The sequence below is a fragment of the Roseateles sp. genome (assembly GCF_019237615.1).
In the GTDB taxonomy this organism is placed as follows: domain Bacteria; phylum Pseudomonadota; class Gammaproteobacteria; order Burkholderiales; family Burkholderiaceae_C; genus Pelomonas.
This window is the reverse complement of record NZ_JAFAGT010000099.1, coordinates 37,025-43,539: the sequence shown is the minus strand read 5'-3', so window position 1 is coordinate 43,539 and position 6,515 is coordinate 37,025. Positions and strand designations below refer to the sequence as shown.

The window sequence follows — 6,515 nt, the reverse complement described above, 5'->3', positions numbered from 1 at the left end:
CCGGTCGACCTCATCGACGGCATCGCGCTCGAGCCGCTGCTCGAGAAGCGCTCGACCGGGCTGCGCCGGCCGGAGACCGCCCCGCGCATCCGCCAGGACACGGCGCGCGAGTTCCCGCACGGCATCCCGGGGTTCGGCGCCGACGCGCTGCGTTTCACGTTCTGCTCGCGCGCCACGCTCGGGCGCAACATCAACTTCGACACCAAGCGTTGCGAGGGCTACCGCAACTTCTGCAACAAGCTCTGGAACGCCACGCGCTTCGTGCTCATGAACACCGAGGGCGCCGACTGCGGCCTGAAGGAGCACACCAAGGACGAGTGCGCGCCCGGCCAGCCCTTCCACGGCTACCTCTCGTTCTCGGCCGCGGACCGCTGGATCGCCGGCGAGCTGCAGCGCGTCGAGGCCGCCGTCGAGCAGGCGTTCGCGGAGTACCGGCTCGACCAGGCGGCGCAGTCGCTGTATTCGTTCGTGTGGGACGAGTACTGCGACTGGTACCTCGAGATCGCGAAGGTGCAGCTGCAGTCGGGCACGCAGTCGCAGCAGCGCGCGACGCGGCGCACGCTGATCCGCACGCTCGAGGCGGTGCTGCGCCTGCTGCATCCGATCACGCCGTTCGTCACCGCGGAGCTCTGGCAGCGCGTGGCGCCCGTCGCCGGCCGCGCGACGGGCACGGCGCACGGCATCGTCACGGCCGCGTACCCCGAGGCCCAGCTCGGCAAGGTCGATGCGGCCGCGGATGCGTGGATCGGCAAGCTCAAGGCCGCGGTCACCGCGGTGCGCAACCTGCGCGCGGAGATGAAGCTCTCGCCGTCCGACAAGGTGCCGCTCTACACGACCGGCGATGCAGGTTTCGCGGACGAAGCGACCGCCTTGTTACGGACGCTAGCCCGCGTCTCCGACGTCACCGCCTTCGCCGACGAGGCGTCGTTCGCGACGGCGGCCGCGAACGCGCCGGTCGCGGTCGCCGGCGACCTGCGGCTCGCGCTGCACGTGGAGATCGATGTCGAGGCCGAGCGCAACCGCCTCGACAAGGAAATCGCGCGACTCGAAGCCGAGATCGCGAAGGCTCAGGCGAAGCTGGCCAACGCCTCGTTCGTGGCGCGCGCACCGGCCGCCGTCGTCGCGCAGGAGCAGCAGCGCGTCGCCGAATTCACGGCAACCATGTCGACGCTTCGAGATCGAGCGGCTCGATTGGCGACAACGGCCTGAGCTCGCGAAAGCCCGACGCGCGCTCGCTCAGGATCTCGTCGATGCGCCGCGCCACCGCCCAGGCGCTGCGCAGCCGCGACTCGCGCGTGGTGCTCGCCACGCGCGGGGTCACCTGGAGCGTTTCGATGCCGTGCAGAGGCCTGCCCTCGTCGAGTGCGCCCGGCTCCAGGCTGTCGAGCCAGACCGCCGCCAGCCGACCGCTCGAGAGCGCGTTCGCGAGCGCGGCCTCGTCGAAGAGACCCGAATGCGCGGTGCTCACCAGCACCTGGTGCGGCTTGCAGAACGAGAGGAAGCGATCGCCGAGCAGCCCGTGGTAGCGGCTGAAGTAGTTGAGCTGCACGCACACGGCATCGCACTGCATGAGCAGCTTGCGCAGGCCGAGCGGCGCCACGCGCCAGCGCTCCCACACGGGGTCGGTGGCGTGCAGCGACGGGTCGTAGCCGCACACCTTGGAGCCGAACGCCGCGAGCAGCGTCGCCATCGAGCGCGCAGCCGGCGCCATGCCGACGAGGCCCACCGTCGCACCGCCGAGCTCGCGACCGATCGGGATGCCGTCCGTGCCCGGCACCGGCACGCGGCGCAGCAGCGAGAGCAGCGCGCCGATCATGAACTCGGCTTCGGCATGCGCCGTGGCCGTGGGGCTGCGCACGACCTCGACGTCGGCGCGCGCGCATGCCTCCAGATCGATGTTCTCGGCGCCCGCGCTCACCCGACCCACGGCCTGCAGCACCGGCGCGTGGTGCAGCGCCTGGTTGTCGATGGTGACCGTCGGCGCGACGATGGCCGCGCGCACGCTGTACAGTGACTTGCGGAACGCGCGCGGATCGTGCGCGAGCTCGGGCGCATGGGTCACGCGGTGGCGGGCCTTGAGCCACTGCATGACCTCCGCTTCCAGCGTATCGACGATCAACAGGTCCATGCGCGCTCGCTGCCGGTGGGCACATCGGTTGCCGGCACGCCGCGCGCGCTCCCCGTGTTCCCTGCCTCGAAGGATTCTACGAACATGCCGCTCCCCGTCCGGAAAGCCGTCTTCCCCGTCGCCGGCCTCGGCACGCGCTCACTGCCAGCGACCAAGGCGATCCCGAAGGAGATGCTTCCGGTCGTGGACAAGCCGCTGATCCAGTACGCCGTCGAGGAGGCCTATGCCGCCGGCGTGCGCGAGATGATCTTCGTGACCGGCCGTCACAAGCGCCCCATCGAGGACCATTTCGACATGACCTTCGAGCTGGAGGTGGCGCTGGAGAACGCCGGCAAGCAGGATCTTCTGGACGTCGTGCGCAGCGTCAAGCCCGACGACATGGAGTGCATCTACGTGCGCCAGCCCCAGGCGCTGGGCCTGGGTCACGCCGTGCTGTGCGGCCAGCGCCTGGTGGGCAACGAGCCCTTCGCGGTGCTGCTGGCTGATGACCTGATGGTGGGCGAGACGCCCGTGCTGAAGCAGATGGTCGAGCAGTTCGCCGACTGGCGCGCCTCCATCCTGGCCGTGCAGGAGGTACCGGCCGAGCACACGCGCCGCTATGGCATCGTCGCCGGCACCCAGGTCAACGACTTGCTGCTGGACGTGAACCGCATCGTCGAGAAGCCCGCACCCGAGGTGGCACCGTCTCGCCTGGGCGTGGCCGGCCGCTACCTCCTGACGCCGGGCGTATTCCACGAGATCGCCAACCAGCCGCGCGGCGTGGGCGGCGAGATCCAGCTGACCGACGGCATCGCCGGCCTGCTGCGCCGCGAGAAGGTGTTCGCCTACCGCTACGAGGGCAAGCGCTACGACTGCGGCAGCAAGGAAGGCTTTCTGCAGGCCAACGTCGAACTGGCGCTCGCCCACCCGCAACTGGGCGCAGGCTTCCGCGAGTTCCTCAAGGGGCTGCCCCTCTAGCGCTTCTAGCGCCGGCGCAGCACATGGATGAACTCGTCGCCCGACGAGTTCTGCTCCACCAGTTCGTTGCCCGTCTGGCGCGCAAACGCCTGGAAGTCGCGCATCGAGCCGGGATCGGTCGCGACGACACGCAGCAGCTCGCCGCTGAGCATCTCGGCCAGGGCCTTCTTGGCCTTCAGGATGGGCAGCGGGCAGTTCAGCCCCCGGGTGTCGATCTCGCGTTGGACGTCCATGGGCTCATTCTCGCTTCATGTTCGCCGGGTCCAGCCATTGCGGCTCTATGCCCTTGCGGCGCAGCCAGGTCGCCAGCGCCTGGCCCGTGCCCTGGGGCCAGCAGCGCACGGCCTCGGGCGCGAACAGCTGGTACTCGGCCAGCTCGGGCGACAACCGGATCTCGCCGCGAGCCGCCGCGTGGTAGGCGATGATGACCTGGTTCATGCGCTGGAAGTCCCAGACGCCCAGCAGGCTCAAGCCGTCGACCGCCAGCGCGGTCTCCTCGGCGATCTCGCGGCGTATGCCTTCCTCGGGCGACTCTCCGGCCTCCATGAAGCCCGTGATCAGCCCGAAGAAGCGCCCCGGCCAGGCCGCATTGCGGGCCAGCAGCACCTGGCCGCCGCGATCAGTGCATTCGATGACGGCGGCCAGCACCGGCGTCGGGTTGTTCCAGTGCGTGAAGCCGCAGGCGGCGCAGCGCAGCCGCTCCTTGTCCCCGCCGTCCTCGGCCAGAGTGATGAACGCCATCTCAGCCGCACAGTCCGGGCAGAAGCGGTAGGGCTTCATGGGCGCCCCATCCCCGAGAGGGAGCAGGCCTCTTCAGGCAGCCGGGCCGGCCTCATGCGGGGAACACGCCCGTGGACAGGTAGCGGTCGCCGCGATCGCAGACGATGAAGGCGATGGTCGCGTTCTCGACCCGGCGCGCAATCTGCAGCGCCACCCAGCAGGCGCCCGCCGCCGAGATGCCCGCGAACAGCCCTTCCTCGCGGGCCAGGCGGCGCGCCATGTCCTCGGCATCGCTCTGGCTGACCAGCACCAGTTCGTCCACGCCGCTGGGGTCGTAGATCTTGGGCAGGTAGGCCTCGGGCCATTTGCGTATGCCCGGGATGCGTGAGCCCTCCGCCGGCTGGGCGCCAATGACGCGTACGGCCGGGTTCTTCTCCTTCAGGAAGCGCGACACGCCTGTGATGGTGCCCGTCGTGCCCATGGCGCTGACGAAATGAGTGATGCGGCCGTTCGTGTCCTGCCAGAGCTCGGGGCCGGTGGTCTCATAGTGCACGCGCGGGTTGTCGGCGTTGGCGAACTGGTCCAGCACGCGCCCCTTGCCCTCGCGGGCCATCTGCTCGGCCAGGTCGCGGGCGTACTCCATGCCGCCGGTCTTGGGCGTCAGGATGAGCTCGGCACCGAAGGCCTTCATCGTCTGCGCGCGCTCGATGGACAAGTCCTCGGGCATGATGAGCAGCATGCGGTAGCCGCGGATGGCGGCCGCCATCGCCAGCGCGATGCCGGTGTTGCCCGAGGTCGCCTCGATCAGCGTGTCGCCGGGCTTGATCTCGCCGCGCTCCTCGGCGCGCTTGATCATGCTGATGGCGGGACGGTCCTTCACGGAGCCGGCCGGGTTGTTGCCTTCCAGCTTGGCCAGCACCACGTTGCCGCGTGCGTCGTCGTCAAGCAGCCGCTGCAGGCGCACCAGGGGCGTGGCGCCGATGACATCTTCCAGGGTCGGGTAGCTCATGGCGGCGATTGTGGCAGCGACCACCAAACCTGGCGCTTGACGAGTGCATAATCCGCCCCTCGCCTTCATGGCGAGCAGCCGTTTCCGACGGGCCCGGGTGGCGAAATCGGTAGACGCAGGGGACTCAAAATCCCCCGCCGCAAGGTGTGCCGGTTCGAGTCCGGCCCCGGGCACCAGGCGAAACGGCCTCCTTCCCCCTTCAGCGCCTCGCCGGCGCACAGCCGCGACCTCATGCCTCCGTTGCCTTCGGTCACCAAAGCCTTCCTGCTGGCTTGCGTCGGTTTCTTCTGCTTCTTCGAGCTGTTCCCCGCCCTCGCGTTCTGGTTCGAGCTCTGGCCGCCTGCGACGGGCGCCTTCATGCCCTGGCAGCTGGTCAGCTACGCATTCCTGCACGGCGACTTCACGCACCTGCTGTTCAACATGCTGGGCCTGTGGATGTTCGGCGGTGAACTGGAGCGCGTCTGGGGCCCGCGGCGCTACGCGCAGATCCTCGTCGCCAGCACGCTCAGCGCAGCCATCGTGCAGCTCATCTTCACCTGGGCCATTGGCTCGGGCTCGCCGACCGTGGGGGCCTCGGGCGCCATCTTCGGCCTGCTGCTGTCCTTCGGCATGCTGTTCCCCAACCGCATCATCGTGCCGCTGATCCCGCCCATCCCGATGAAGGCCAAGTACTTCGTCGCCATCTTCGGCGGGCTGGAACTCATCCTGGGCTTCAGCCGCTCCAGCGGTATCGCCCACTTCGCCCACCTGGGCGGCATGCTGGGCGCATGGCTGCTGATCCACTACTGGCGCACGCCGCGGCGGCGCCGCTAAAGGCCGTCGCGCGGCGTCGGGTAGCGCAGCCTCAGGCGCAGCTCGCGCTTGAGCCTGTCGTTGCGCAGGCGGCGTGATTCGCTCCAGAAGCTCAACTGCATCGCGCTCATGCATTCGGCCGCCTCGGCACGCGTGATGCGCGCGGGGCGCGGCAGTGCGCCCAGATCGGCGGCCAGGTCGAAATAGTCGCCCATCAGCAGCTGGCTGTCGTCGCAGACGTTGACGACCCGCTGCGGCCGCACGCGCAGCAGGGCCAGCAGGCAGGCACGGGCCAGGTCGTCGGCGTGGATGTGGTTGGTGAAGACGTCATCCTCGCGCCGCAGCACCGGCGTGCCGCGCGCCAGCCGCTCACGCGGATGACCGCCCTCGCGGTCGCGGGCATAGATGCCTGGGATGCGCAGCAGCCCAATGCGCGTGCCATGCCGGCGCCCGAAGGCGCGCAACTGGGCCTCGGCGTCGACGCGTCGTCGCGCGCGGTCGGTCGCCGGGCTGGGTGCGCGGGTCTCGTCGATCAGCGCTGCGCCGCAATCGCCGTACACGCCCGTGGTGCTCGCGTAGACCAGCGCCGCGGGCGGCTTGCGCGACAGCGCCGCCAGCAGATGCCGCGTCCGCGGATCTGCATCGCCGGACGGGGCCGGCGGCGCCAGATGCAGCACGAAGTCCGCCAGGCCGGCCAGGCGCACCAGCGTCGCGGGCTCGTCCAGGTTGCCCGACAGCGGCACGGCGCCCGCCTGGCGGAGCGCGGCCGCCCGTTCCGGCGATGAGGTCAGCGCGAACACCCGCCAACGTCCGGCCAGCAGCTTCAGGACGCGCAGGCCGACGTCGCCGCAGCCGATGATCAGTAGCCTCGGGGTGGTCATTCGGGGGTCGGGCAAAATGGCGGGCAGT

8 protein-coding genes and 1 tRNA gene are annotated in these 6,515 nt (G+C 69.9%); 4 read left to right on the top strand and 5 right to left on the bottom strand.

Translation table 11 applies throughout. From position 1 onward, the window contains the following. Positions 1–1,209, top strand: a 1,209-nt coding sequence (locus JOY88_RS21400) for a class I tRNA ligase family protein (RefSeq protein WP_293504673.1), incomplete at its 5' end; no start/stop codon positions are given. Here JOY88_RS21400 and JOY88_RS21395 read toward each other — a convergent pair. Beyond that, positions 1,151–2,128, bottom strand: coding sequence for an NAD(P)-dependent oxidoreductase (locus JOY88_RS21395; RefSeq protein ID WP_293504672.1), 978 nt, complete (start codon positions 2,126–2,128; stop codon positions 1,151–1,153). The two genes, JOY88_RS21400 and JOY88_RS21395, sit on opposite strands and share 59 nt — an antisense overlap. A gap of 84 nt (positions 2,129–2,212) precedes the next feature. Here JOY88_RS21395 and galU point away from each other — a divergent pair, with 84 nt between their 5' ends. Then, positions 2,213–3,085, top strand: coding sequence for a UTP--glucose-1-phosphate uridylyltransferase GalU (gene galU, locus JOY88_RS21390; protein ID WP_293504671.1), 873 nt, complete (start codon positions 2,213–2,215; stop codon positions 3,083–3,085). A gap of 5 nt (positions 3,086–3,090) precedes the next feature. On the opposite strand, the gene JOY88_RS21385 is transcribed toward galU, so the two are convergent. Genes JOY88_RS21385 through cysM form a run of 3 tightly spaced genes read right to left on the bottom strand, consistent with a single transcriptional unit; the run spans position 3,091 to position 4,814 of the window. Beyond that, positions 3,091–3,318 carry a sulfurtransferase TusA family protein gene (locus JOY88_RS21385; protein ID WP_056196293.1) on the bottom strand — a complete coding sequence of 76 codons (228 nt, stop codon included), beginning with the start codon at positions 3,316–3,318 and terminating at the stop codon, positions 3,091–3,093. Positions 3,319–3,322: 4 nt separating this feature from the next. Beyond that, entirely contained in the window at positions 3,323–3,865 is a 543-nt protein-coding gene (locus JOY88_RS21380; RefSeq protein WP_293504670.1) for an NUDIX domain-containing protein, read from the bottom strand. Between the two features lie 52 nt (positions 3,866–3,917). Beyond that, positions 3,918–4,814 carry a cysteine synthase CysM gene (cysM, locus tag JOY88_RS21375; RefSeq protein WP_293504669.1) on the bottom strand — a complete coding sequence of 299 codons (897 nt, stop codon included), beginning with the start codon at positions 4,812–4,814 and terminating at the stop codon, positions 3,918–3,920. Positions 4,815–4,905: 91 nt separating this feature from the next. On the opposite strand from cysM, the gene JOY88_RS21370 reads away from it, so the two are divergent. Continuing rightward, positions 4,906–4,990, top strand: a tRNA-Leu gene (locus JOY88_RS21370). A 55-nt stretch (positions 4,991–5,045) separates the two neighbouring features. Then, entirely contained in the window at positions 5,046–5,627 is a 582-nt protein-coding gene (locus JOY88_RS21365) for a rhomboid family intramembrane serine protease (RefSeq protein ID WP_293504668.1), read from the top strand. On the opposite strand, the gene JOY88_RS21360 is transcribed toward JOY88_RS21365, so the two are convergent. Next, positions 5,624–6,487, bottom strand: coding sequence for an NAD-dependent epimerase/dehydratase family protein (locus tag JOY88_RS21360; protein WP_293504667.1), 864 nt, complete (start codon positions 6,485–6,487; stop codon positions 5,624–5,626). The two genes, JOY88_RS21365 and JOY88_RS21360, sit on opposite strands and share 4 nt — an antisense overlap. Positions 6,488–6,515: the final 28 nt, after the last annotated feature.

Coding starts and splice junctions, on each gene's coding strand:
- JOY88_RS21395 (WP_293504672.1), bottom strand. CDS start 2,128: ATGGACCTGTTGATCGTCGATACGCTGGAAGCGGAGGTCATGCAGTGG.
- galU (WP_293504671.1), top strand. CDS start 2,213: ATGCCGCTCCCCGTCCGGAAAGCCGTCTTCCCCGTCGCCGGCCTCGGC.
- JOY88_RS21385 (WP_056196293.1), bottom strand. CDS start 3,318: ATGGACGTCCAACGCGAGATCGACACCCGGGGGCTGAACTGCCCGCTG.
- JOY88_RS21380 (WP_293504670.1), bottom strand. CDS start 3,865: ATGAAGCCCTACCGCTTCTGCCCGGACTGTGCGGCTGAGATGGCGTTC.
- cysM (WP_293504669.1), bottom strand. CDS start 4,814: ATGAGCTACCCGACCCTGGAAGATGTCATCGGCGCCACGCCCCTGGTG.
- JOY88_RS21365 (WP_293504668.1), top strand. CDS start 5,046: ATGCCTCCGTTGCCTTCGGTCACCAAAGCCTTCCTGCTGGCTTGCGTC.
- JOY88_RS21360 (WP_293504667.1), bottom strand. CDS start 6,487: ATGACCACCCCGAGGCTACTGATCATCGGCTGCGGCGACGTCGGCCTG.